The organism is Desulforhabdus amnigena (assembly GCF_027925305.1).
Taxonomy (GTDB): Bacteria; Desulfobacterota; Syntrophobacteria; order Syntrophobacterales; family Syntrophobacteraceae; genus Desulforhabdus; species Desulforhabdus amnigena.
On sequence record NZ_BSDR01000001.1, the window covers coordinates 2,894,431 to 2,919,672 of the forward strand.

The window sequence follows — 25,242 nt, forward strand, 5'->3', positions numbered from 1 at the left end:
AAAACGTTGAGACGAGCTTCGTTGGGCAGCGGGGCCTTGAATCGCTCACTCGGTGATAATGCCGTGTTTGACTGCAAACCGCACCAGCTCCGCAGAGCTCTTCAAACCAAGAGCCTCCATCATGCTGTATTTATGAAATTCCACGGTCCTTGTGGAGATTTGCAAGATAGCGGCTATTTCCTTGACAGAATGCCCCTCGGCCAGCAATTGCAACACTTCGCGCTGGCGGGAAGTGAGCCTGGCGATTTCGCCCTCTTCGCTCTGCGGCTTTTTTTTGTGATACTGTATGAGTTCGCCGGCGAGCAAGGGAGTGATATAGGTTCTTCCCTTGAGTGCGCTCTTGATGGCCGTAACGAGTTCGGATGGAGCTGAATGTTTCAGAACGTAGCCTGAGGCTCCCACTTCCAGAGCGCTGGCGGCATAGGCCACATCCAGGTGCATGGTCAGGAAAACAACGGCGATATTCTTGTTTTTTTTCTTGAGCAGGCGCACAGCGTCGATCCCGTTGAGCAACGGCATGGATACGTCGGCCACCACCACATCGGGCTTATGCTTGTCGACAGCCTCGAGCATCGCCCGCCCGTCCTCCACGATCCCCACAAGCTCGAATTCGGGTTCCAGTAAGCCTCTCAGTCCTTCTGCAACAATGCGGTGGTCGTCCGCCAAAAGGATTTTTGCCCGTTTCATTTCTTCCTCTTTTCCAGGGGCACGGATACTTCGATCTCGGTCCCTTTTCCCGGTTCGGAACGAATGTCGAATTCGCCGTTTACATACTGTACCCTCTCTCTCATGCTTGCCAGCCCGATGCCTGGAGTATGCTGAGCGCACTGGGGAACAAAGCCCATGCCGTCGTCTTCGACCTTGAGCAAAATGTTGCCCGGCACGCCCTTTAAAGAGACCTCGACGCGTCCGGCGCGGGAATGTTTGGCAATGTTTCTCAAGCTCTCCTGTATGATGCGGTAAATGCAGAGCGAGATATCCTCCGGTATCGCCTCGGGAATATCCTGAGAGTGGAAATCAACGGAAATGTTTTCCCTGTCGGAAAAGCTCATGCACTGGGATTTGATGGCCCGCACCAGCCCAAGGTCCTTGAGGATTGCGGGGTGGATCTGACGGGAAATCGCGTGGACATCCTCCGACAGACCGATCAACTGCCCTTTGATGTGCCCAATCTTCTGAAGAACAGACGTCTCGATGTGACGTGACTGCAACTCCAGAGTGCCGGCTTCGATGGCAACGGCGGCGAGCCTTTGCGCGAGATCATCATGGAACTCTCGGGAGAGGCGACTCAACTCCTCCTCCTGGGACGAAATCAACCGGCCGGCAAGCATCTTGAGGTCCTGACGACTATTACGAAGCTCGACTTCCGCCTTCTTACGCTTCTGCAGATTGATCACCAACGCGATGATCAGTATGGATTCAAGGACAAACGTGGAGACGACCCCAATGATATAGGATTTATAGAGATCCCATAGAGTAGCCTCCCGGTACATCACTTTGCTGCCGACCGGCAGGTCGTTTTCACTGATTTTCCAGCGTTTCAACTGCCGCCAGTCATAAGCGACGATAAAAGCCCCTTCACCGTCATCGAAGGGAACGGCAGCGGGAGATTTCCCCTGGAGAACCATGGCGGCCATCTCAGCCGCCTTTTTCCCCTGTGCCGTCATACTGATCAGGCATCCACCGACAATTCCGTGTCCCAAATACATCTCATAGAGGCCAAAAACCGGGGCATCCGATGCATCAGAGATCATTTTGAGCACGTCCCGCGGTATGAAACTCCGGCCGATGCCGTCGACAAAGAGGGTCGAGTAAAAAATGATGGAGTCGCGGGGCAATTTCTTGATTCGATCGAGTAGATTCTCTATGGGAAGCCCGGTCAAGTCGATGAGCTCGAGCCTGTCGCCGAACGCCTCAATGGCCTTGCGAAAACCCTCTGCTCTGACCCGGTCGTTTTCAAAAGCGCCGGAAATCAGGACGGCATATTTTGTAGCAGGCTTGAATGAGAGCGCTGATTCCACGAGAGTTCTTGCGTTCATCGGCTCCAAAATGCCGCTCGTCCTGGCCCTGAGCGGTGAAGCCTCCAGGCGCTCCGCAAGATGCTTTGGAATGTCACACATGATGATGGGGATCTTCGGAAAGATGTTTTCCGCATTTTCCAGCAAGAAATGCGCGGCTGGCACATCCACGCTGATAATGAGATCCATTCCGCCCTCTCCATACCTGTGCCGCAGGAGTTCCGCCAGGGCCGTCCTCTGTTTGATATCGCGGAATCGCGACAGATTCAGATACTCGGAGAACAGTTGGATATGAAAGGCTGTATTGTTAAAGAAACCTTCACGAATCCCCCTTTCGGTCATTTCCGTCGCAGGGAAATCGAGTGGTCCGGAATACAATACCACAACCTTCTTGATCTGCCTGGAATCAAAGGATGGTTCGAAGGCGGACAGGGGCGAAAAGGAAAGCAGCAAGAATATCCCTGTGAGCCAAAAGCGATAAAAAAGAGACATGATTCCTATTAACCTTTCAAGAGATTGTCATGCCGGAAGTCGGAAGCAAAAGTGCCACGGCCAGTCCCGCGACCCATCCTGCCATGGGGAGTGTGCCACTGCGCCCGATAGGCAGGAATAAGGAAAAAATAATAATAAAGAGAAGCCTGGGCAGACGCCTTTCGTTGAAATGCAACAGTTCCGCAATTCTTGTCTCAATTACTAAAAAATATATCATAAAAATGACTGCAGGAAGAGACTCCAGAAAAGCGGTATCCATCTGGAATCCCATCCTGGTGTGGTGAAAATCGGGCTAAATCGATCCGCAGATTACGCAGAATGCACGATTAAGGGAGTGAGTCGCTCTTAAAATCCCCATTTACCACGGAGGCATAGAGATCGCAGAGGAATTCCATAAGAATTCTAAAATCTTCTCCGTGCCCTCCGTGTCTCCGTGGTGAATAACGGGATATTGGAATCCGCCAACTCCCTAAATAAATCCCACCAATCCGATTCTCAATCTGCGAAAATCTGGCAATCTGCCGATAAAAACAGACAGAATGATTTCTGTCGCAATACTACTCTATATCTTCAAGACTCTTTCCCCCGGTCCGCATGCCCCAGATGAGCAACGGGATGACGGGAATCAGGTACAAAATACCTACGGAATTGAACACGCCCGCAAATCCATACGTTTGATGAATAATGGGAATCAGGGGCTGTGAGGCTGAAACGGAAAGTCGCGCCAGGCCGTTATGGAAGCCGGTCGCTGTATTGCGCATTCGAGTTGGGTAGGATTCAGCCGTATAGGAGAAAAGTATGAAGTTAATGGCAAGGTTAAAGACGCTCAGTGCAAAGCCCGTAGTGGTAAGACCGGTCAGCCCGTCCATAAAAGCAAAAGCGAACCCACCAAAACCGCACAGCACTCCGAGCATCATGAGCGGGACCTTCCTGCCTCCCAGGTCGGATACGAGGGAAGCAAGGTAACAGCCGGCTGGCACCCCTATGCTGATGATCGTCGTGGCGGTGAGACTGTCTGAAACTGAAAATCCTTTCATTTTAATAAGCTGCGTGGTCCATGTCGTAAAAAGGAATCCAGCCGGGGTGATCGTTATGAACAGAAGAATGAGCAGCAGCGTTCTGGCAATATAGCGCTTTGACAGCATGCCGATGAGCACTTCAGAAACTTTTATTTTCGTCTCGACTTTTTTGGCTGCCTCCGTCAGGTCAATTTTCTTATGGGTCAAGAACTCCATGATTTCTTCGGCCTCAGCAATGCGACCGTGCGAAACGAGCCAGCGGGGTGATTCCTTGAGATACTTCAGCCCTACAAAAAAACCGACAATTCCTATACCGCCGACATAAAGAATGATGCGCCACGCTTCGGGCGACATGAGAATGATCACTCTGCACAAGAAGGCGACCAAGGGAACAGCGCAAAAGCCTACTGCCGCAACTCGCCCTTGCCACATCCCCCTGCTTTCCGCTGGAGCCATTTCCGCAATATAGGCCTGTGAGGTCACCATCAGGCAAAAAACGCCAAAGCCGGTGAGTGCTCTGAAAATGGTGAAGACGATGAAGTTGTCAGTGAAGCCGGTCACTACAGAGGCTATGGAAAAGACAAGTATGGCGCCCAGAAAGGTCTTTCGCCTGCCGATAAAGTCAGAAATGACTCCCCCCAGAAAACCGCCGGTGGTCATGGCAACAAAATACCAAAACACGATCATGGCGATATCGGTCATTTGCAGATTCCACGACTGAGCAATCGCGGGAGCAATGAATCCAAAATTCCAGTTGTCCAACTGTTCAAAAAAATAGGCTCCCATGATGATAAAAAAAAGGAGCTTGTGCACTCCGGTCACAGGAATGCCGTCAAAATAGTTGTTGACGATCCTTGCCGTTGCCCTTATTTCACCCACGGCAATCCTGTCGCCCGCTGCAATGGTTGCCACATTTTCAGACATATTATTTTCCTTCTTTCCCCCGTGGCTCACTCCGGAAACTTTTCCTTTTGACCGTTAAAAGCCTATCCCAAAACCTATTCTTGGCAGCGCCCCCCAATCCCCCCTCGAGGGGGAGGATCAAGGGGGGAGTCCAAAGTCCACAGGTGGTTTCCGGATAGGCTGTTGGAGTCTTTTCAGCCTGGATTGGAGCGGACATAGCGCTCACAGGCCAAAGCGGCAATGGTTCCATCGCTCATGGCGGTCGTGAGCTGTCGAAATTGCTTGCGGTTGAGGTCTCCCGCCGAAAATACTCCCGGAATGCTGGTGCTCATGTCCTCTTTGGCCAGGACATACCCGTAGTCATCCAGATCCACGATGTCCTTCAAGAACTCGGTCGTTGGATTCTGGCCCATGAACACAAAAACGCCGTCAACCTCAAGGGTCTCCCTTTCACCCGTAGCCACGTTCTCCAGCACCACTCCCTGGACCTTGCCGTTCTCATGAAGGACTTCCAGCACCTTGGTGCTTTTGCGGGCATCCACATCGCCACACTTCAACAATTCATCCTGTGCGGACTGGGCCGCGAAAAAGCGATCCATCACTTCCACCAGAGTGAGGTGCTTGATGCCTATACGCATGAGGTAGAGGCTTTCGTCAAAACCGCTGTTCCCTCCCCCAACGACAAGCACCCGCTTGCCCGCATAGGTGAATCCATCACATACGGAGCAGTAATGGATCGCTTCGCCCCCGGGAACATCGAGCAAAATGGGTTTTCGCCCCGTGGCCACGATCACGGCCGTACCCTTGTAAATCGCTTCATCCGTTTCAATGATCTTTTCCCGGCCGGTGATATCCAGCCGCTCGATCTCGCACACCTCCTCGACGGCAACTCCCAGGTAGTCCACGTGTTCACGAACCTTCTGCATGAGATCCATGCCGTGAATGGAGGGATAGGAGGGGAAATTTTCCACAACGTAGGTATAATTGCAGAGCCCACCGCAGATGGCCTTTTCCAAAATCACGGCCCTGACATTGGCTCTGGCGAGATAGATGGCCGCCGTCATTCCGGCGATGCCGCCCCCAATAATCAAAACATCAAATGAACGGGTTTCTTTCATGGAATCACCCTTTATTCGCTGCGAAGTATCTATCAGGCGGCCTCGTAGAACGCCGCCATTTCCCTGGGATTCATCAACCCGGTTTTTTGGGCTGTTATCTTCCCGCTTTTTACAACACAAACCGTGGGAGCCCTTTCCACCGTCAGCGCAGTCATGGATTCCGGGCATTCCTCGATATCCGCCGTGTAAATGGAGACACCGGGGACGATTTTTTGAAATTTTTCAAACATTTTCAGCATGTTCTTACAATGGGGGCAGAGCTTCTTGACAAAAATGACAACCCCGTTGTCAGTAATCTGGACCGTCGAAGAAAAATCGTTGTCTGTCAGCGCTTGATACATGACTTCTCCTTGTTCAATAATGGGTTACGTTATTTGCTGATGCACAGAGCCGGCGCATGGTCTGGCTACTGGCCCCGCACAGTCGATCTCTACGAACTCTTCAATTCACCGATAGTTTCTTTCAGCTGCCGGAGCAGCTCCTCTGCCTTTTCAGGCTGTTCCTTAATGAGGTTCTTGAGTTGAAAGGGATCGTTGCGGCGATCGTACATTTCATCGCTATCGGGTACTTCCTGTTTTGCTCCGGCCGTACATGACCACATGGCCTCGTCCTTCATGGTTTCCTTGCCGGGGTTGCTGGTGCTGGTGTAATCTCGCTGGCTGGCATCCTTGAGGATCCAGTGGATGTAGCTGTAATCCTCAGTGATGAGAGACCACGACATGCCAAAGTACCCTGCAATGGCATAGTCACGGATCCTGTCCACCTCGCCGCTGACGAGAGGCAAAAGGCTCTGGCCCTGCATGTCCAAAGCGTCGTAGACCGGAAATCCGTGCCCGCTGTCAATGCTTTCCGCCTCGAGCAATCCCAGCGCATCCAGAATGGTGGGGGCGATATCGACGTTCTGCACGAAGCCCTTGATGCGCTTGCCTCCATCCAGACCGGGGATGTGCATCATGAGGGGCACATGCACCAATTCCTCATAAGGCCAGGGGCGGCATTTGCGCATGATGCCGTGGCCGTGCTCCCCCTTGCCCATGGGCTGGCCGTGATCGGAGGTGATGATGATCATGGTCTCGTCCCAGAGACCCTGATCTCTGATGGAGTCGAGCAGCTTGCCGATCTGCTTGTCCACCAGGGTGATGTTTTCGGCGTAGAGGGCGCGGATATGCTCCGCCTCGGCATCGGTGATTCGCCCTTCCACCGGGGTCCAGGGAGCCAGAAGGATGGGGTTTCCCTCGTAATCGGGATTGTAGGGGCAGGGTTCACCGGTCCACACGGACGGTGGATCCCAGGGTTCGTGCGGATCGAAGGAATCAACCCAGAGCATGAAGGGGCGGTTCTTGATCCGCCTCTCGCGCAGCCAATGATCTGCTTCTCTGGCCACCACACTGATGTAGTTGTCGTCTTCGGAGCGCCAGTTCTGCCGGAAGCGCAGGAAGCAGTCGATTTCCTCCAAAAGAGCCTTACTGGCGTCATCGATGAACTCACCCTTTTCGTTGTAGACCATGGTAGGGGAGGTGTAGTCGATGGCCTGCATACCGGGATCGAGGGGGTCGTCCTTGTAAGTGGTGTGATCGAGTTCGTGTCCGGGGCAGAACTTCACGTAGTCGAATCCCCGGGAATAGCCATACTTGGGAAGGCGCATGGGGGGGGTGTCGTAAATCAGGGCGGTCTGCACCTTGCGGCCCCAGAGAATGTCGGTGATGGTAGTATCCTCATGGGAGAGCGGTTGCCAGCCTGCGACCGGCAGGGTGAATCGGCCGGTCATGATTGCGCGGCGAACGGGAACGGTGGGCAGACCCTCACTGTAAGCGTTTTCGAACAGTATCCCATTGCGGGCAAACCGGTCGAAATTAGGAGTCTTCACCGTTTTGTTCCCATAACACCCCAGATAGTTGTACTGAAGGGTGTCGAGCATAATGAAGACAACATTCTTGATAGAGCTTTCCTTACTGTTGTTGTTGGTCATTTTATATTCTCCTTTTCAAAGTCACGGATGAACACCGCCGTTCTTGTCAGAGCAATCGAAGCATTGGGTGATGATGCTGTGCATTAAACCAGAGATTCGGGACCGGTACAGCTCGGGAAATTACCAGGTTTTGGAGTTTTTTTTTCGAGGGTCAGCCAGGAGAGGTTTACGTCAGGGAGGGCATGCCTTGCGCGGCTGAGAACCGGACCTTCTGCGGGAGTGTTTACCCTTCAAATTTTAAAGGTCCGGAGCTCAGCCGTTTGCAGTACAGCAAAGGTCTTCAAATTTCTTATAAATATTCGGAAAGCCCGGTTGTGGACGGGCCAGTGGGGAAATTTGGTCAGGAACGTTGTTCCCCGAGGATAGACGCCAGTTCTTCCATGCGTGATTGATGGACCACGGCTAAAACTTCATCGGAGGCCTGAAGCACGGTATCGCCATGGGGGATGATGAGCCGCCCGTCGCGGATCACCGCCGCCAGAATACACTCGGCCGGAAAAGGCAGATCTTCCACCCTCCTGCCGGCGGCAACGGCTGCAGGATGCACTTTTTCTTCAACCAGGGAGTACTGCCCCTTGTGAAGCTTGAGCAGCGTAATCATATTTCCCAGCGACATCTCCTCGGCGATCAGATGCGCCATGAGATCCGCCTGACTCAGTGCTACATCGACTCCCATGACCGAGGTGAACATCCAGGCGTTCTTTGGGTCCTTCACACGGGCAATGGTGCGAGGCACACCAAATTCGAACCGCGCAAGGCTCGTAACGACCAGGTTCGCTTCATCCCTGCCCGTCACGGCTGCCACGACGTTTGCCTCCCTTATGCCTGCCGCTTCCAGAACGGCCGGATCTGTTCCGCTTCCGGACATCACGCTTTCCGTCGGAAGATCCTCATGGAGATGCCGGACCTCCCTCACATTGGCTTCAATGATTTTCACCTGGTGCTTTTCGGCCAGGAGCAGTGAAGCGAGATGCGTCCCCATCTTTCCCCCACCTACGATGATCACTTTCATCGTTTTCCTCCATAGGGAGTGAGTCGCTCTTGAAATCCCCATTTACCACGGAGGCACAGAGATCAAGGAGGAATCCCTTAAAAACTCCAAAATCTTCTCCGCGCCCTCCGTGTCTCCTTGGTGAATAACGAAATATTAGAATCCACCAACTCCCTCATGTCAACGCCAGTATCGCTCTCAGACGTTCAGAGGAAGCCGTCAAAAGCGCTATGTGCAACGAATCGTTTTTCTGAAAAATGGTTTCCGAAGTCGGAAGAAAGGCTTTCCCCCTGCGGCTGACCGCAACGACGTGCACTTCGCCCGGGACCGTAACGGCACTCACCTTGCGCCCCACGAGCAGCACAGGGATTTCCATTTCCACGATCTCCACTTCGCCGTCGCCCAAGCTCAGAATTGTATCCAGTTCGGAATAGGAAAGGAGATCGGCAAAGCGATTGATGCCCCATGAGTCCGGGGCGACGATCTGGACGCCGAGCTTTTGGTAGGCTTCCACCTTACGAGGTTCGTAGAGGCGGGCGACGACTCTCGGGACTTGAAAAACGAGCCTGGCAATGCGTGCAACGACAATATTGGTCTCATCGTTGTCCGTAACCGCAGCCAGACCATCCGCACGTTCGATGCCCGCTTCGAGAAGCACTCCCCTTCCAAATCCGCTCCCGACAATCGTCTTACCCCGGAAAGAATGTTTCAGACGCTCCATCGCATCCCGATCCTCATCCACCACGGTTATCGTGTGACCACGTGAACTGAGGACCCTGGCGAGTCCGGCTCCCATGCGCCCACAGCCGACGATGATAAATCTCATGCGTTCCCTCCATACAGCTTCTTTCGTTCCCAGGTGCGCAATAGCGCCTTTCTGCACTCGTCGGCAATGAAAAGCAACGGTGCCCACATAAACAAGAACAACCAGTTTCCAGGAGAAAAAGCCGCTGTCCCGACGATATCCTGCAAGGGCGGAACGTAGACGACCATGAAAATGATCATGAGTTCGCTGACGATACCGATCCACACCAACCGGTTGCCGAACAGGCCGATTCGAAACACCGAACTGCGCTCCGTCCGCTGGGCGAACAGATTGCCAATCTGCGTGGTCACAACACAAGCCAGAGCCATGGCGGTTGCGGACTCGTAGAGAGTGCCGCTCGACGGCAGATTCAGCCACTGCCCCCAATAGCCGTGGGTCCAGTACTGAAAGTAAAAAGCCGCCATTACCGCCAGGCTCTGCAGAGGACCCAGCCAGAGGTAGGCGCGAAGCAGAAGGGAGCGCGTAATGACATGCTCCTTCAAACTTCGTGGCGGATTCTCCATAAGACCGGGCTCCGGGGGTTCCGCTCCGAGCGCAAGGGCGGGCGCCAGGTCCGTGCCGAGGTCAACGGCAAGGATGTGCATCACATTGAGAGCGAGTGGAATCCGCGCACGGCTCAGAGCGAAAAGAATGAAAGGCACCGCTTCCGGGGTGTTGCTGGTGAAGATATAAGCGGTAAATTTCTTGATGTTGGCATAGACGGCCCGTCCTTCTTCAATGGCATTGACTATGGATGCAAAATTGTCATCGATGAGGATCATGTCGGAAGCTTCTCTGGCCACATCGGTTCCGGATATGCCCATGGCTACTCCGATATCGGCCTTTTTAAGCGCAGGGGCATCATTTACGCCGTCTCCCGTAACGGCCACCACATGCCCCATACTTTGCAGGGCAGTAACGATACGCAGTTTATGCTCGGGAGCGGCCCGCGCGAAAAGGACCTCACCCTGAAGGGCTTCCTTCAATGTCTCATCGTCCATAGCATCCAGATCGGCACCGCTCAAGACCTTGGAGTCATCCTCCCGGATGATGCCGATTCGACGCGCAATGCTCTCCCCAGTGAGTCCGTAGTCTCCCGTAATCATTATGATGCGTATGCCGGCCCGGTGGCATTTTTCCACCGCCTCGGATACTTCCGGTCTGGGCGGATCCATCATGGCAATCAACCCAAGGAAGGTAAGCTCCCGTTCAACGGTTTCAGGAGTATATTCGGAGAGGCGCAAACCGGGCCCGGAGGAACTCTCGACGATGGTACGCTGCGCAACGGCCAGTACCCTCAGTCCACCGCGGGCATAGGCATCGTTCGCCCTCATGATTTGCTCCCGTAGAGGTCCAGGCAGTGGTTCCTCGGACCCGTTCATGAAGACGCGTGTGCTCCGTCCGAGCACCTCCCTAGGGGCACCCTTGACATAGACCGCCATGGAAGAACGATCGGCGCGGTGAATGGTGCTCATCCTCCTGCGTCGGGATTCGAAGGGCAGTTCCCGCAGACGAGGGATCTTTTGCCTCAAAGAATCCAGGTCCAGACCGGCTTTTTGCACCAGGACGAGGAGAGCGCCCTCGGTGGGATCTCCCAGTATCGTCCATCGAGGGGTCTCGCTGTCGGGGGGAAGCAATCGAGCGTTGTTACAGAGTCCTGCAGCGAGGAGCAGCCTGCACAAATCGCTTTCTTCGGATACGGCAAGGGAGCGGCCGGCAAACAGAATTTGCCCCTCGGGGGCGTAGCCGGTTCCCGTAACGCTCAAACTCCTGCCGGCCAGCCAGATGTTCCTCACGGTCATTTCATTCTGAGTGAGGGTTCCGGTTTTATCCGTGCAGATGACGGAAGTGGAGCCCAAAGTCTCTACGGACGATAGGCGTTTGATGAGCGCATTTCGCTTTGCCATGCGCTGGACTCCCATGGCAAGAGAGAGCGTTACTGTCGGGAGAAGCCCCTCGGGCACGAAGGCAACGATCATCCCCATTCCGAAGATAAAACTCTCGGCCAGGTCTACACCCGCCAGGACCACGGCCAACAGAAAGAATGCAAATCCTATGGAGACTGCGATTGCCGTGACGAGTTTCGTCACCCGCTGCATCTCTTTTTGGAGAGGACTGGCCTCGCCGCCGAGGCTCTGAGTGAACCGCGCAATTTTTCCGAACTCGGTTTCCATACCGGTCGCGAAGACGACCGCCTTGCCGGCGCCGGAAACGACGCTGGTTCCTGTGAAGACAATATTTTGAACTTCGCTGCGGGTGGGGCTCTTGGTTTTGGTTGCGTCGCTGGTCTTGCGCACCTGCAGGGATTCTCCCGTCAGGGTGGATTGATCCACGCGCAGTTCGGCATCCTCCACCAGCCGGGCATCGGCTGAAATGCGGTCGCCTTCCGCAAGCAACAGGACATCTCCCGGTACGAGCTCCTGAGCCTGAATGCGTTGCATCTCACCGTCTCGCAGGACCCGCGCATAAACGGGGAGCAGCCGGCGCATGGCTTCAGTGGCCTTTTCCGCCTTGTACTCCTGCCAGAAACTGAACGCCCCATTGATGAGGTTGACCGTCCAGATGGAGACGGCCAACTGCGGCATTTGAGCGACAAGAGCGACCAGGCCCGCAATCCACAGCAGTATGGCCATAAGATGTATGAAATTGGCCAGAAATTTGAACAGAAGGGATGTCCCCCCGACTTCTCTTATGGCATTGGACCCGAAAAGATGCAGACGCTCTTCGGCCTCTTGCCGGCTCAGTCCCTCAGGCCCCGTCCCGAGAACGGCATAGACCTCCGAGGCAGGTATCCTTTCAATGGATACTGCCTTATCTTCTTGATGATATTGATTTATTGAGCCGTTCATGAGCTTCCGGCCTTCGTACTGGATGGAGTTGGCGGATTCCAATGTTTCGTTATTCACCACGGAGGGTACGGAAAAGAATTTGGAATTCTTATGGAATTCCTCTCTGATCTCCCTGCCATTCGTGGTGAATGGGGATTTCAAGAGCGACTCACTCCCCAGGATACGGTTCTCTTTCCTTCCTGGATCTATATCGAGTAATATGAACTTTCTGTATCAGAAGCCGTTGGTCTGTCAAGAATCTTCTGCTGTGTCTCCTCACCTCCCTATTTTGAGGCGATCTGCCGGATCGAACAATAATCTTCACCAAGCATTTCGACTAAACAATATTAGTCAATAACAGTCAAGATATTGATATAAATGGAATAATTTTATAGACAACGATCTTTTTTCTTCTAAAACCCTACCAAACCTGAAGGATATTGTCTAAAACAGCTTTTCTGCTGAAAAGTATCTCATGGTGCTCAATCCCTTATTCAAAGGCCTTTTTTTAGACTCCTGGCGATTGGTATGTTCATTGCAATTAGGAGATTCTGAAAGCAAAGTTGAAAGAAGACCTCCTCGTTCAAAGTTGATCTTGTGCTGTACAGGTTCTCCGTTCTGTTGAGTCTCTTGTTGATGTTGGATATGTCGCTCTGCTCTCTGGGAAATTCAAGGTTCATACGACTAGGCTCTTACGCGCAGATTTAAAGCTCATGATCTTGCTCTCGTGATCGTTCTTGTTGTTTGTTGTTTTTTTCTGCTCTTGCTGATTCTCTTGTTGAAACGCAAAGTTCGTCGCTCTTGGTTGCAGTGGAAGCGGTTGTTGCTGAGATTCATCCTGAAGTGGTATCGTGATATTCCTGTTGCTGATCGAAAGCCGTTGCCCGTTCCGGTTGTGAAATTGAGAGGTTTTCTTTCTAAAAGACGAAGGCCAAGGGTCAGACACCCTTGGCCTTCGTCTTTTATGCGCTTTCCCCGCCTGCAATCCATTCATCGGGGTGGAAAAACAAAAGAAACCATACCCCCTTTTTCAACTTCAATATCGAATAGAGCCGGTTTTTTCCGGCAGATGAACGCATGGTATGCGTGAAACGCAGCAATACTATCCTACAGATGGTGTATTCTCACGATAAAAAAATTTTATCGGCAGAGTGGACTTCACGGCATGAGTCCGAGCACACTTCTAAGTTTATTCAACAGTTCCGCCGCATCGCTTCGGCCTGGATTCACCGGTAGACGTGCAAGAACACCTAATCCTTCACTCGCTTCGTGGAATTCCTCTTCGCTGAGAGGACTTATGAGAGCGGTATTGACCATTGCATTCACCGCCAGCAGCTCCTGAACCAGAGTCAACGGCTTGATATCCGGCAGATCGGTGTCAATGACCACAAGATGAGGGGATAGGGTGCGCGCGAGGCTCAGAGCTTCCGATCCGGAGCTCACCCGATCGAGGCGCACCTCAGGTTCCGCAGTCAGGGCTTCAGCAAAAGAATGAACGCTTTCCGGCAAAGAGGTGACCAGTACAATACGCAGCATAACTTCTCCTCATCAATTGGTAAGGGGGTTGACGGATTCTAATATCCCGTTATTCACCACGGAGACACGGAGGGCACGGAGAAAATTTTGGAATTCTTATGGAATTCCTCCGTGATCTCTGTACCTCCGTGGTAAATGGGGATTTCAAGAGCAACTCACCCCCTTACCCTTTTTCTCCCTTGATGATCAGAACCTGCCCGACTGAGGGGCACCTCCACCTCCGCAGGTATATTCGGGTGTGAACTGCTGCAACTGCCCGGCCAGGTAAGCATCCACCGCTTCCCGCACGGTCTGTGCGCTCCCTCCATGGAGAACGGAAATTCCCACCTGTGTGAACCCCATGAGCGGCCTCATGCCCATGCCCCCCGCAATGAGAACCTGGACGCCGTTCTGAGCCAGGTGATTGACCGGAGCCATGCATCCACCCTGTGCGTGCGGGACATTGGGAATGACACGAATATCCTTCACCTGACCATCAACGACTTCAATCAGCGTGTAAAGATCGCAGTGGCCGAAATGTGCACCAAGAGCGGCTGCAAGTCCTCCTGGATGGGATGATGGAATGGCAACGATTGTACTCTTCATGGCAATCTCCTTTAAATATCACTTAAATGCTTCTTCATTAAACCTCTGGGGAGAAAGAGCTTCCACATCTTCCCCTGATCATCTGCTTCTCCGGAAACCGGACGGCCTGAGGCAGGGCAACGGGCAGCGCATACCTTACAGCCCTCCATCTCATGCCCGCAACAAGAAAAATCGATTCCCTCCCCGCCGTTCGCTCCGCACCTCCATATGGACACACGGAGGCCGCATCGATTGCGCCTTTCATACTTCGGCAGGGCACTTTGTTTCGCTCGAAAGATTTTACCCTGAGGATCACTTCCTGCAAAGGGCTCTGTTTCCAAAACTTTGATGCTTCCGAGGTAGAATCGCTTTTTGCAATCCAGGAGAGGACAATCCGGGCAGGTAAATGCAAATGGTATGCCGAGATAAAGGAAAGCGTACAACTCATGAAAAATGCAGGAAAGCACTGGATTTGCATGAAGATTTCATCTTGGAAACAGTTTGGTTAAAGAAACAAAATGCACCCATTCAGGGAAATGGATAAGTTCAAATTGTTCCCATATGCAATGGGTCCCAATGCAATTGTCTCTTGACTCACTCCCCCAAATTTCGCCGTGAAAGGAATCCCAAATCTATTCCAAGTCTTTCTTGAGATTGATGAAATTACTTCTTTCAAAACCCATGGTTTTGAAAAATGAAAGGATATCGGTGGAATCCCATCGGACTGAGGTATAAACGCGAGTAATGCCCTGGGATTTATAAAACTTGAAGATCTCCCCGGTCATCCCCCTTCCAATGCCCTTCCCCATGTGCTTGGGATGCACCCCCATCGTCGCAATGTAAGCGCTTTTTTCCGCTCCAAATCCCAAGGGGAGAATGTAGCTGATGATAAATCCTACAACTCTTCCTTCGAACTCCGTGACAAAATGGGCCTCATGCGCCTCTTTCCGGGCATGTTCTCGAACCACTCTCTTAAAATCCTCATTTGCGGCTGTCTGGGTGATGAGGCTGTAAATTTCGCTGATCGCATCCGCATCCTCTGCTCGTAACTTTCTGATGGTTACTTCTTTTACCAGTGAATTCATTTTTCCCTCGGATGGTTTCAGTCTATACGAATGATCTTGACCCGATGTCCAACCCAGTCAGGAGGCAAGTAAACCCTGCCGCTGTTGCCGCTAAGCTTGACCTCCTTTTCCAGCATTTCCTCACCATATACTTCAAATTTCACCTTTGTGCGGGCAGTTTCGGCTTCACCGGGTGATTCAATTTCGGTATGGGCTCCCTTTTCTTCTTCCACATCTTTCTTTTCCATGACCATATCTTCAACCTTTGCATTGGGACCGATACCTGTCGGCAAGTAACTCGACATTGTCGGATTTCATCTGAACCACGGGGACACGGAGATTTCATTCGAGAGTCTTTCTCTGCGCTCTCTGTATCTCTGTGGTTAATGCGACAATGTCGCAGTAAATTCAAAGAGGAAAAGGCGACATTCAATTGTCGGCATATCGGTTGCTAACCATAGCAGCCGCGGATAGATGGGTCAAGATTTTTGCAGCTACAATGAATCCCTTTTGCAGCTACCATTGCAGCCCGCCGTAATTCATCATCCGGTCGGGTATGTTTTGAAGTCCCCCTTTCAGACGTATCAGACTACAAGACATCCAGGTCTTTCTTGAGGTTGATGAAACTGCTCCTCTCAAAGCCCATGGTTTTGAAAAATGAAAGGATATCGGTGGAATCCCATCGGACCGAAGTACAAACGCGGGTAATTCCCAGGGCTTTATAGAAACTCAAAACCTCCCGGGCTATGCCGGCGCCGACCCCCTCCCCCATGAACCGGGGATGGATTCCCATCGTGGCGATATAAGCACTTTTCTCCGCTCCAAACCCCAGGGTAACGATGTAGCTGATCATAAATCCTATGACTCTGCCATCGAGCTCAGCCACAAAAGGCGCCTCATGCTCATTCTCTTGCGCATGCTCTTGAACCAGCTTTTTGAAATCGGCATTTACGGCTTTCTTGGTGATGAGGCTGTAAATTTCGCTGATTGCATCGGAATCCTCTTCCTTCAGCCTTCTGATGCAGATCTTTCTTTCCATGAAATCCATTGTTCCCCCGGATGATTTCAATCTATTCTTATGATTTTCACTCGATGGCCTACCCATTCAGGCGGCAGGTAAACTCTTCCGCTGTTACCGCTATACTTGACGCTCTTTTCCAGCATCTCCTCACCGAAGACCTCAAACTTGACCCTGGAGTGGACAGTTCCCCCTGCAGCAGCTTGTGCCCTTACGACATCGTTATCTTGATTTTCTTCGACATGGATATTCTTCACTGCCATCATTTCTTGAACCTCTATATTGTGATTGGCAGGCACAGGAATCTTATAAGATAGTCGGGCATGCCAGGAATGCGGCCCTCAAATGAGCGGCTGCATCCTTTAAAGCATGTTTTCCTTTATCCAAGCGCCCGGCCAGAACCGTGAATCCGTGCATCATGCCGTCAATCCGCTGCAAATGGACCCATACGCCGGCTTCCCGTAAACGCATGGCATACCTTTCACCTTCATCCCGCAGGGGATCATACTCAGCCGTCATGACCAATGCAGGGGGAAGCCCACTCAAGTCCCTGCACCGGAGAGGAAAGAGATACGGATCATCTCGATCGAACTCTTTGGGCAAATAGTGGTCCAGGAACCACTTGACCGCGGTCGTTGTCAGAAAATAACCCGACCCGTTCTCTTCGTAGGAAGGCGTGCCCGGCAGGTAATAATCGGTCATGGGATAAAACATGAGCTGGTAAACCAGTTCCGGCCCACCTCGATCACGAGCCAGGAGAGCCACTGCAGCCGCAAGACTTCCTCCGGCGCTATCCCCTCCCACGGCAATGCGCTGGGGATCGCCGTCAAAAGAAAGGGCGTTTTCGTAAACCCATCGGGTTGCCGAGAAACAATCATTCAATCCTGCCGGGTACTTATGCTCTGGAGCCAGTCGATAATCCACCGAGACGACCATGCACTGGGCCCCCTTTGCGAGAGTGCGACAGACGGCATCATGCGTTTCCAGATTGCCCACCACGCCGCCCCCGCCATGAAAGAAAACCAGGATGGGGAGCGGCGGCTCATTCCTGGGAGTATAGATTCGAAGGGGTATTTCCGTATCGGGACCCGGGATGGAACGATTCTCCACCCTCAGAACACTCTCCGGCTCGCCCCTTCTTCCAAAAGCTTGAAGAAATCTTGCACGGACCTCCTGGACGGAGAGGGTCTCAACCGGAGGTAATCCTTCGGTGGCATCCATGAGTGCTCTGGCCTGTGGATCGAGAGGCATGGCATCGTCCTCTATGCGCTCTTGTTTTCAGGATTCCGGATATAATTACCTGACCGGAAGCGATTTAACATTCTTGGTTGCAGGTTACGTCATTCCGGAGTGCTTTCAGCCGGAATCCAGCCACACGGCACATTCTCCGGATACCGGCTTTCGCCGGTATGACGGTTTGAAAATGTTAAGAAATTTCTGCCCGGATACTTAAGAAAAAAATGCCCTTGGGGTTACGCAATCAAGATCCTAAGGACTAAGAACCTATCCGGAACCTCCCCTGTGGACTTTGCGACACCCCCCTTCAATTTCCCCCTTGAGGGGGGACCAAGGGGGGTGTCCGCTGCCGAGGTAGGTTTTCGGATAGGCTCTAAAAAGGCCTTCTGGCCACCAGGATCGTGACGATGACGGAAAAGACCACTTCGTTGTGCTGATTGGTCAGCGAACGCCGGTATCTGACGATTCCCCGATCCGCCTTGGAACGGGATTCACGTTTTTCCAGGCACTGTATGTCGCACGATAACGTGTCCCCGGGCCGAACCGCACGGTGCATACACATCTGGTCGAACCCCAGAGCCGCCAGTGTTGCAGTACGCCCCTGGCCCCGAGACGCGAACCAGGAGAGGATGGAAAATATGTGAGCCGAGCAGGCTGCTAGTCCTCCAAAGATCGATGCAGCCGCAGCATCTTCGTCTATGTGGAAAGGACGGGGGTCCCACCGGCGGGCAAATTCAATGATTTCATCTCGCGTAACCTCATAGGTCCCCGGTTCAGCGACCTTCCTTCCTACTTCAATGTCTTCAAAATAGATGCCGTTCATTGCAAATGACTCTTCCCCTTTTTACTTCTGAATTGTTGAGTTTTTCCTCAGCCGAATACCGACAGGAGGATCCGGTGGATAAGTGTTGGAGCAGGTATGATATCAGAGTGTAAATGGATTGAGAACCAAGCCGGGAGGAAGAGCAGATTCCCCCTTTTTCAGGGAAGGGAATTTTTTGGGCACTCAAGATCGCAATGACGCGATCTATTCCAGGGAGGGCACGGCCAACTTGTTGGCCGTGCCCTCAGAGCAGACCTTTTGTGCTGCAGCAAGACATCGATATCGCTCTATTTCAGGCTGGTCGATGTTCTTTCCGCAGGACTACACAATATATTTTCCTGCCGCTGATACTTCCGCTGCGATCTCCCGCCTGAGAGAGATCAGGTTGATGGGTGTGTACTGCAGGAGACTGGTCAACTGAGCTTGAAGTTCCACCCATTCACTGCCGACGGCCAGCGACATGAGGATTTCCCTGGCGGCGCGCGCAATCTGTTCGAGCGAATCGTAAATGAACAACCTGGCCATGTTGCTTTTATGTTTAGCTCCGTTGTGGCCGTTGTTTGCCGCAGCCTTCTGTGCCCGCAGCCAGGAACTCTCCATACCGTACGCCCAAATGGCCAGGTCGGCCAGACGGCTGAGGATTTCCTGCTGTTTCAGCAGATCTTCGCCGTGCTTCTCCCGTGCCGCTCCCAGCGCAAACAAGAAAACATCCTTGGCCGCCTGTATCAGATCATCGGCATTTTCCCGGACCGGAATTCCGGAACCCATGCGCGCCCTCAGTTCTGCAACAGCTTCCAGCAGGGGCAGATCTCCTTTGGCCGCCCTGCGCATGAGGGTGGTGGGGATGAGGTTCCTGTTGATTTCGTTGGTTCCCTCGAAAATCCTTCTGATGCGAGCATCCCTGTAGAGCCTTTCGACAGGATATTCAGCGATGAATCCATAGCCACCGTGAATCTGCACCCCTTCGTCGACTGCAAAGGCCTCGACTTCGCTGGCAAAGACTTTTTCCAGCGAGCACTCCAGGGCATACTCCTCGATCCCCTTCGCGGTGACCCGGCCCCCGTCAGGGCCGCTCCGATCCAGGCTGTGCAGCATGTCGTTGAGAAGCCCGCCAGTCCGGTAGATCATGCTCTCGGCTGCATAGATGCGGGCCGCCATCTCGGCAAGCTTCTCCTTGATGAGCCCAAACTGGGCGATGGGGACCTTGAACTGCTTGCGCTCGTTGGCGTAATTGGCCGACTGGTCCAGGGCGAGCTTGGAGGCGCCCACGGCATTGGCGGCCACCTTATGCCGCCCGATATTGAGAATGTTGAAGGCCACTACATGGCCCTTGCCCGCTTCAAAGAGTAGGTTCTCCACCGGGACCTTTACATCGTCAAAGTAGACGCTGCGGGTTGAAGAGCCCTTGAGTCCCATCTTCCTCTCCTCCGCTCCGGTGGAGAGGCCTTCGGAGTCGCCGTCGACAATGAAGGCACTGAACTTGTCCCCGTCGATCTTCGCGTAGACGATGAAGATGTCGGCCATGCCGGCATTGGATATGAAAGTCTTGGCCCCATTGAGGACATAGTGCTTCCCGTCGGCACTCAGCACCGCCTTGGTCTTTGCCGACAGGGCATCGGAACCGGAGCCCGGTTCCGTCAAAGCGTAGGCTGCTATCTTCTCGGCGGTGACGATGGAAGGGAGATAGGCCTCTTTCTGCAGTTCGTTTCCAAAGAAAACGATGGGCAGGTTGCCGATACCGGTATGGCCCCCGTGGGCAATGGCGAACGAACCCGCAGCTCCCACCTTCTCGGCAATAATGGTGGAGCAGATCTCATCGAGTTCCGCGCCGCCGTACTGTTCGGGGATGTCGGCTCCCAGAATCCCGAGTTCCCCCGCCTCCACAAGGAGTTCCCGCATCAGGCCGTCTTTCTTGGCATCCACTTCTTCCAACCGGGGAAAAACCTTTTCCGCCAGAAAACGCACCATGGTGCTTTCAATCATTCGATGTTCTTCGGCAAAATCTTCCGGAGTGAAGATGCTCTGAGGAGTCGCAGCCTCCAGAAGGAAACTTCCACCTTTGGGTAAATTCGACATGGGATTCGCCTTTCGTTATATGCACCCTCACGAGGCGCAGAGGAGATGAAATATTATGAGGAGGCTTTCTGACTCAGCACTCCCGTTGCAAGCTCATTCCCGTTGATCGCGGCATGCATTCTTTTCTTGAGAAGCCTGCGCGCCACGACGGTGAGGCCTATGCCTACAACACTGAGAATGCTTGCGATGAGGAACGCCTGCGAATAGCTCCCCGTGTTGACCTTGATACTCGCGGCCAGCCTCGGACCGGTAAAGGAGGCGAGACCGAAGGGAACAAACATGACTCCAAAGTTCACGGGCAGATACTTGGAGCCGAACGCATCCGCAGTGAGCGATGCAAGCTGTCCCATGAAACCACCGAAAGCCATGCCCACGATCAGTACGGGAATGATTACCCCAAAAGGAGTGGATGCAAGCCAAAACATGGCCGTTCCAAGGATGATGTAGATGACGACCATGGTCGGCATACGGCCAAAGCGGTCGGAGATGATGCCCCAGCCCACTCGCCCTCCGGAGTTGCAAAGCGCCAGTATCCCCACCCACGACCCTGCTGCAATGGCGGAATAACCGCCGACGGACTGAAGAATGGGTGAAGCGTGGGCAATGATCATCATCCCTGAAATGGCGCCCAGAACGATGATCGCGGCCAGGCAGTAATAAAGAGAATCACCCAGCATCCCACGCCAGTCCTTGTCGGGAACGTTCAGGGCCCGCTGCGAGAGCTCCGACGGCTTCCACCCGGCAGGAGTGAATCCCGCGGGAGCGACCTGCATCAGCAACGCGAGGGCACAGAGACTGACGAGATAGAACCCACCCAGCATCTTGAATGTGGGAAGTACGCTGTATTCCTTGATCATGTAAGCGGCGATGGGACCCCAAAGGATAGGGGCGGATCCCACACCAGCGGCCAATATTCCGGATACCAGGCCCCGACGGTCCGGGAAGAAGCGTACCAGGTTGGGAACAACTCCGGAATAGATGGTCCCCATGGAGAGCCCGCCCATAACTCCATATGCAAAATAGAGCTGGTTCAGGGTCTCCACATACCCTACACCCAACATGCCCAGTCCGTAGGTGAGACCACCGGTAAGAAGGATATATTTCGGCTGAACGTATTCCTGCAATTTACCGGCAATGATGATGGGAATGCAGGATATGGAATGAAAAATGGCGAATGCGACAGACACATCAGCCAGGCTCCACTTGAAATGCTCAGAAAGCGGCAGTACAAATACGCTCCAGGCATAAGTCTGGCCGATGATGACATTGATCACCGTGCCCAGCACCAGGTAAAACCATCGCTTCTCTTCTATTCTCATGTCTTGGAACCTTTCATCAATCAGTGAGGAACGAGCGGCGAGAGAAACGACACCCCGCCGACTCCCTCCTCACTTCCGAGATGTACTAGCCGACTTTCAACACCAGCGCAGCCCCTGTGTCGCCGGCCGCACAACCGGTAATGAGCACATAGCCGCCCCCACGGAGCACCGCTTCTTCGATCCCTTCGATGACCAGGCGAGCGACGGTAGGCGCCTGCGGGTGGCCCCAGATCATGGAAGACCCGTAGTTGTTGAACCCGTTGACATCGATGCCGAATTCCTTTGCCAAAAAAAGGTCGTTGGCGGCGAACGGATTGTGAGTCTTTATGACCGACACATCTTTTATACCGATGCCGGCCCCATCGAGAGCCATTCTGGCCGCAGGGACCGGAGCCGCCGGCATATGAGCCTTCTCCACGCGGGCAAATCCGTAGGAGAGAATTTGAATGGTCTTGCTCGGATCACTGCTCAGGCTCCTCGCGCGGTCTTTCGTCGTCACGAGAATCCCAGCGTTTCCATCGGCCGGATGCGTTTGCGAGGCGAACGTATGGATGCCGCCCGGCATGACGGTCTTCAGTTTGGAAATGACTTCCAGGTTAGCGGGGGTAATCCCCTCATCGGCCTCGACCGTCACCGTCTTCTTGCGGGTGACTTTCACTTCCACGGGGAACATGTATCGCTTCTGGAAGGCGCGATCGTCTTTCAAGGCGTCGAGGTACTGTTCATAGCGCCGGACCGTCAGTTCGTCCGCCTGCTCACGGGTGGCGCCCGCTTTGCGCGCCACGTTTTCGGCGGTGACCAGCATTCCGAAGCCGGTTGAAGGATCTGAGTTGATATTGTCCATGTTCCAGTTTTCGGAGATGACCTCTCCGCCCGGCCCGTTGGGATTGGGCCATATGAGGTGCGGGGCGTTGGAACATCGGTCCGCCAGCAGGCAAAAAGGCGTCTTCTGCAACCCCTGCTCGACGGCAAGGGCGGCATTGTTGATGCAAGTCGTCGCAGTCGAACAGGCCTGCATGATGGTGACTCCGGGCGTTTCCGCGCCGATGATGGCATTGGCCCAGGTGCTCCCGTAAAAGCACCTGTTTTGAGCCACGGTGATTCCGTGATAGGTGTAATCGAAAACCGAAGCGTCCCATCCTTTGGACGCAAGCCATCGTTTGGCCGTTTCGGCGCCGAGCACGATGGAATTCTCGTTGGCAAGACTTCCCTGCCACTTGGAAAAGGGAGTGCAATAGTAACCCTTGTAAGGGATATACGCTTTTTCAAACATGATTTGAGGACCTCCATCCCTATGGAAATCTAAGTTTAACCCACCAGTACATCTCGGCAGAAGTCATTATCCTGCCTCGAACTTCCCGAAGTCCCCCTTTGAAGGGGGATTCAGGGGGATGTCTCTGACAAAGGCAAATGCCTTATTTCCCTTTGTATTGAGGCGGCTTTCCACCGACCGAGCTAAGACCGGCCAGAGCATCTTCCGTGGAGAACATGTAACGGAGCTCGGCCAATTCCAGCTCGATGGCCTCTGGGATCGATACCTTCTGCTGCGCGTCCATGAGCTCATTGGCTTTCTTCAGCGCCAGCGGGGCTTTTCGAGAAATGGCCTTGAGCGTCGCCTCCGCCAGGGAATCGGAGACCCCTTCAGGCTTTTTCCCGGCCAGAAGAGCCTGAACATTGTCCGGGGAACAAACCTTCGCCATCTCCTGGAATTTTGCAGGGATCTCTCGAGCACGGTACTTGTCGGGCTTGCTTCCGGAACAGACTTCCCGGATGGCATTGTCGAGTTCCTGGGGACGGACCAGTTTGGTGACGATGCCAAGATCGAAGGCATCCTGAGCGGAAATGCCCTTGCCGGTGAAAACGTAGTATTTGGCAAGGTCCGTTCCCATGTGGCGCGCGCTGCGAATCATCCCGCCAAGACCCGGAAAGATCCCGATGGCCGTTTCAGGAAAGCCCATGGACCCCGCCGGTGTTGCCACGATGGCCTGACAGGCCAGGGCCAGCTCACTTCCTCCGCCAAGAGACAGTCCATCCAGGACGGCGACGGTGAGCTTCTTGGAATTCTCGATCTTGAGAAAAAGTTCATGGCCGAATCTCGTGAAAGCTTCGGTGGCGTCAATGCGGTTGTTCTTGATATTGTCGATGAAATAACGGATGTCCGCGCCGGCCACGAAAGCTTTTCCCGCCCCCTGGAACACAATGGCCTTCACATCGGGATTGGCTTCGGCGGCGGCAAACTGCTCGGCGAGCTGCTTGACCGTCACCTCATTGAGGGCGTTCATGGCTTCGGGTCTCTTGATCGTGATATAGGCGATGCCGTCTTTCACGGCCTGATTGACATAATGAAATTCGAAAGGCTTTCCCAGCTCGCGCTGCTTGATCAGGATCTCCGGCATCTTGAAGTCCTTGTACCGCTTGGTCATGGCCTCCACCAAACGATAGGTCTTCTCAATGCCGATGCGGTTCATGATCTCGAACGGCCCCTGCTTCCAGCGGAGCCCGACCTTGGCGCCTAAATCGGTATCTTCGATGGATGCGATCCCTTCACTCACCAGGGCTGCCGCAGCTCCCAAGCAGGCTCCGTACAGACGATCCTGGACCATCTCGAACTTGGATTCGTCCGGCTCACCGCTGAGATCATAGGGCGTACCTTCCTCCATCTTCGCCGGAAGCGACCTGGGCGTGCCGTAGAGCGATCCCAACTCTCGTCCGAAGGTCGCCGAGGCGTGTACCGAAATGGGAATTCCCGTCACGTTCATGAGCTCAAACGGTCCCATGCCGATCTCGAACGCACGCTTGGCCGCTTCTTCGATCGTGGGAATATCCGCGATTCCATCGTCCAGGATCTGGACGGCTTCCGTGAGGAGGGGAGAGAAAAACCGGTTGACGCAAAATCCCGAGGCGTCTTTCACGAGAATGGTGGTCTTGGCATGAAGACGTCCTACTTCCAGAGCACGCTTGACCGTTTGTTCACTGGTCCCGGCGTGGGGAATGACCTCCAACAGCCGGTTCTTGGCGGGATGGTAAAAGTAGTGAAATCCCACGAAGCGGTCGGGCCGCGAGGTCGCTTTTGCCAGCTCGGCAACGTAAAAACTGGAGGTATTGCTCGCCAGGATGGTATCCTGAGCACAAACCTGGTCGAGGTTCTTGAAGAGATCCTTCTTGACCTTTTCATTTTCGAATACCGCTTCGATGACCATATCCGCATTGGCAAGGGCCTTCAAATCCGTGCTCCCATGAAGACGCCCGATGGTTGCATCCACCTGTTCCCGGGAGAGTATTTTTCTGTCGACACCCTCTCCCAGGATTCGACGAATTGTGCCAAGACCGCGATTCACGAACTCTTCCTTGGTATCCACCAGGATGACGTTCAGCCCCTCCATGGCCAGCTTCTGAGCGATTCCCGAACCCATATTCCCTGCGCCCACAACTCCTACTGTCGTAATTTCTTTCATTTTTCCCT

22 protein-coding genes are annotated in these 25,242 nt (G+C 53.5%); all 22 read right to left on the reverse strand.

Translation table 11 applies throughout. From position 1 onward, the window contains the following. Positions 1-45 precede the first annotated feature (45 nt). A complete protein-coding gene (locus QMG16_RS12330) occupies positions 46-687 on the reverse strand; it encodes a response regulator (RefSeq protein WP_281794588.1) in 642 nt (213 codons plus the stop codon). Further along, positions 684-2,510 carry a sensor histidine kinase gene (locus QMG16_RS12335; RefSeq protein WP_281794589.1) on the reverse strand — a complete coding sequence of 609 codons (1,827 nt, stop codon included), beginning with the start codon at positions 2,508-2,510 and terminating at the stop codon, positions 684-686. Before QMG16_RS12335 ends, QMG16_RS12330 begins: the two co-directional genes overlap by 4 nt. Positions 2,511-2,526: 16 nt before the next feature. Beyond that, positions 2,527-2,769, reverse strand: a complete 243-nt coding sequence (locus tag QMG16_RS12340; protein WP_281794591.1) for a hypothetical protein — start codon at positions 2,767-2,769, stop codon at positions 2,527-2,529. A 298-nt stretch (positions 2,770-3,067) separates the two neighbouring features. Continuing rightward, a complete protein-coding gene (locus tag QMG16_RS12345) occupies positions 3,068-4,453 on the reverse strand; it encodes an MFS transporter (RefSeq protein WP_281794592.1) in 1,386 nt (461 codons plus the stop codon). Between the two features lie 173 nt (positions 4,454-4,626). Continuing rightward, complete coding sequence (locus QMG16_RS12350) at positions 4,627-5,550, reverse strand: NAD(P)/FAD-dependent oxidoreductase (RefSeq protein ID WP_281794593.1); 924 nt, start codon at positions 5,548-5,550, stop codon at positions 4,627-4,629. A 32-nt stretch (positions 5,551-5,582) separates the two neighbouring features. Continuing rightward, complete coding sequence (locus QMG16_RS12355; RefSeq protein ID WP_281794595.1) at positions 5,583-5,891, reverse strand: thioredoxin family protein; 309 nt, start codon at positions 5,889-5,891, stop codon at positions 5,583-5,585. Positions 5,892-5,980: 89 nt separating this feature from the next. Continuing rightward, positions 5,981-7,519, reverse strand: coding sequence for a sulfatase family protein (locus tag QMG16_RS12360; RefSeq protein WP_281794596.1), 1,539 nt, complete (start codon positions 7,517-7,519; stop codon positions 5,981-5,983). A gap of 340 nt (positions 7,520-7,859) precedes the next feature. After that, positions 7,860-8,531, reverse strand: coding sequence for a potassium channel family protein (locus QMG16_RS12365; protein WP_281794598.1), 672 nt, complete (start codon positions 8,529-8,531; stop codon positions 7,860-7,862). A gap of 154 nt (positions 8,532-8,685) precedes the next feature. Beyond that, positions 8,686-9,336, reverse strand: a complete 651-nt coding sequence (locus QMG16_RS12370) for a potassium channel family protein (RefSeq protein WP_281794600.1) — start codon at positions 9,334-9,336, stop codon at positions 8,686-8,688. Further along, positions 9,333-12,305, reverse strand: coding sequence for a cation-translocating P-type ATPase (locus QMG16_RS12375; RefSeq protein WP_281794602.1), 2,973 nt, complete (start codon positions 12,303-12,305; stop codon positions 9,333-9,335). Before QMG16_RS12375 ends, QMG16_RS12370 begins: the two co-directional genes overlap by 4 nt. Before the next feature lie 996 nt (positions 12,306-13,301). Continuing rightward, positions 13,302-13,679, reverse strand: coding sequence for an ANTAR domain-containing protein (locus tag QMG16_RS12380; RefSeq protein WP_281794604.1), 378 nt, complete (start codon positions 13,677-13,679; stop codon positions 13,302-13,304). Between the two features lie 186 nt (positions 13,680-13,865). Continuing rightward, entirely contained in the window at positions 13,866-14,264 is a 399-nt protein-coding gene (locus QMG16_RS12385) for a NifB/NifX family molybdenum-iron cluster-binding protein (RefSeq protein ID WP_281794605.1), read from the reverse strand. A 611-nt stretch (positions 14,265-14,875) separates the two neighbouring features. Beyond that, positions 14,876-15,328 (reverse strand): GNAT family N-acetyltransferase, encoded by a 453-nt coding sequence (locus tag QMG16_RS12390; RefSeq protein WP_281794606.1) that lies wholly within the window; start codon positions 15,326-15,328, stop codon positions 14,876-14,878. 17 nt (positions 15,329-15,345) lie between these two features. Further along, positions 15,346-15,561, reverse strand: a complete 216-nt coding sequence (locus QMG16_RS12395) for a DUF2080 family transposase-associated protein (RefSeq protein WP_373878674.1) — start codon at positions 15,559-15,561, stop codon at positions 15,346-15,348. A gap of 335 nt (positions 15,562-15,896) precedes the next feature. Then, positions 15,897-16,346: a GNAT family N-acetyltransferase gene (locus QMG16_RS12400; protein WP_281794609.1), complete on the reverse strand. Its 450-nt coding sequence runs from the start codon at positions 16,344-16,346 to the stop codon at positions 15,897-15,899. A gap of 26 nt (positions 16,347-16,372) precedes the next feature. Continuing rightward, positions 16,373-16,591 carry a DUF2080 family transposase-associated protein gene (locus QMG16_RS12405; protein ID WP_281794611.1) on the reverse strand — a complete coding sequence of 73 codons (219 nt, stop codon included), beginning with the start codon at positions 16,589-16,591 and terminating at the stop codon, positions 16,373-16,375. A gap of 40 nt (positions 16,592-16,631) precedes the next feature. After that, a complete protein-coding gene (gene lipP1, locus QMG16_RS12410; RefSeq protein ID WP_281794613.1) occupies positions 16,632-17,576 on the reverse strand; it encodes a LipP1 family hormone-sensitive lipase in 945 nt (314 codons plus the stop codon). A 358-nt stretch (positions 17,577-17,934) separates the two neighbouring features. Beyond that, positions 17,935-18,384 carry a MaoC/PaaZ C-terminal domain-containing protein gene (locus QMG16_RS12415; RefSeq protein WP_281794615.1) on the reverse strand — a complete coding sequence of 150 codons (450 nt, stop codon included), beginning with the start codon at positions 18,382-18,384 and terminating at the stop codon, positions 17,935-17,937. A 321-nt stretch (positions 18,385-18,705) separates the two neighbouring features. Then, the gene (locus QMG16_RS12420; protein ID WP_281794617.1) at positions 18,706-20,460 is read right to left on the reverse strand and encodes an acyl-CoA dehydrogenase FadE; all 1,755 of its coding nucleotides are present in this window, start codon (positions 20,458-20,460) and stop codon (positions 18,706-18,708) included. 53 nt (positions 20,461-20,513) lie between these two features. Further along, positions 20,514-21,779, reverse strand: a complete 1,266-nt coding sequence (locus QMG16_RS12425) for an L-lactate MFS transporter (protein WP_281794618.1) — start codon at positions 21,777-21,779, stop codon at positions 20,514-20,516. Positions 21,780-21,864: 85 nt separating this feature from the next. Further along, complete coding sequence (locus tag QMG16_RS12430) at positions 21,865-23,052, reverse strand: thiolase family protein (protein WP_281794620.1); 1,188 nt, start codon at positions 23,050-23,052, stop codon at positions 21,865-21,867. A gap of 142 nt (positions 23,053-23,194) precedes the next feature. Continuing rightward, entirely contained in the window at positions 23,195-25,234 is a 2,040-nt protein-coding gene (locus QMG16_RS12435) for a 3-hydroxyacyl-CoA dehydrogenase/enoyl-CoA hydratase family protein (protein ID WP_281794622.1), read from the reverse strand. Positions 25,235-25,242: the final 8 nt, after the last annotated feature.